Origin of the sequence: Microbulbifer sp. 2205BS26-8, from assembly GCF_030731025.1 — a bacterium.
GTDB classification, from domain to species: domain Bacteria; phylum Pseudomonadota; class Gammaproteobacteria; order Pseudomonadales; family Cellvibrionaceae; genus Microbulbifer; species Microbulbifer spongiae.
Genome location: NZ_JAVAMR010000133.1, coordinates 1 through 1119, shown reverse-complemented (window position 1 = coordinate 1119; position 1119 = coordinate 1). Strand labels below are relative to the sequence as shown.

At 39.9% G+C, this 1119-nt stretch carries 2 protein-coding genes; both read left to right on the top strand.

Translation table 11 applies throughout. The features are described 5' to 3' along the window. A partial coding sequence (locus Q5Y71_RS16880) for a M91 family zinc metallopeptidase (RefSeq protein ID WP_306043242.1) occupies positions 1-516 on the top strand: 516 nt, incomplete at its 5' end. Positions 517-519: 3 nt separating this feature from the next. Next, a complete protein-coding gene (locus Q5Y71_RS16875) occupies positions 520-942 on the top strand; it encodes a hypothetical protein (RefSeq protein ID WP_306043241.1) in 423 nt (140 codons plus the stop codon). Positions 943-1119: the final 177 nt, after the last annotated feature.

The following is a 1119-nucleotide window of genomic DNA, read 5'->3' as shown; positions in this document are numbered from 1 at the left end:
GATACTGAAAATGCCAAGGAAGCGGCACAAGAGAGACAACAATGTTTCCTAACAGGCTGCTCAAGTGATACTGCTTCTACTGTTGGCCAGTCTGAGTTCACAATTGGCAATAAAGATTTTGTCATTATAGGCGATACTGAAGCCTCTAGAGCCAGGATTCAATCTGAATTAGGCGATATATTCAGTACCACTAGAGGAGGAGAAATGCTTGCTAATCTTGAAGATCGCCGCTCCTTCTGGTTTTTCAAAAAAGATTTTGTCGTTGATTTAACTGTAACAAATAATGCGTACGCATACCCCGGAGGGGATGCTATCTATGTCGATCCTAACTTTCATCCGGAAATCCAAACGACTGATGGTCCAATGGCAGCGACAACAAGAAGGATTATGGCTCATGAGCTTGGCCATGCTGTTTTTAGTACCCCTGATGATGGCTTATACAGAATGAATAATATTATAAGGAATGAAAACCTTATAATGAACGCTCTGGGTCAACCGAGTAGAACTGAGTACTAAGGAATGAAAATTTTAATAGCGCTATTGGCAGTATTATTTGCTTCCTATTCTGCAAAAGATTCTGGAGGCGGAGTGTTAGATCTAGTCAAGATTTATTACGTGCCAATCGGTGTTGAAACTTATGTGCCAATGACACCAGAGAATATTGAAGATTCAGCAACAAGTGTAGGTGAAGTTGATCCTTCAAGCCGTCAGTTTAAAAGACTGCTCAATATTCTCTACTCATCATCTAGGGGTCAATTTAAAGTTGATGATTTAAGAGTGAAAATTATTCTTCCCAAGAATGAAATCATTTATATTGATAACCATGGCGGCGTAAGGCTGCCATCATCTGAGACTCATAAGCTAACTTATTCTGATTTGAAGACGGTTAAAAAAATTCTGGAAAGAACTACTAACAAAGTAAATATGGTTGAGAAATACTGAAGGATTTTCTCAGCTATTTTCTGGTACCGATGAATAAAGAAATTCTGTCAGGTCACTTCTAGCGGGGCTTTGCTTCATCATCAAGGGGGTTGGTATAGATGAGGTAGTGGTAATTGGGGCACCCTTGCCTGGACCTAGTCTCTCTGGTTCTTTCTGGTATAATTTTGGCGGTAGTAC

Coding starts and splice junctions, on each gene's coding strand:
- Q5Y71_RS16875 (WP_306043241.1), top strand. CDS start 520: ATGAAAATTTTAATAGCGCTATTGGCAGTATTATTTGCTTCCTATTCT.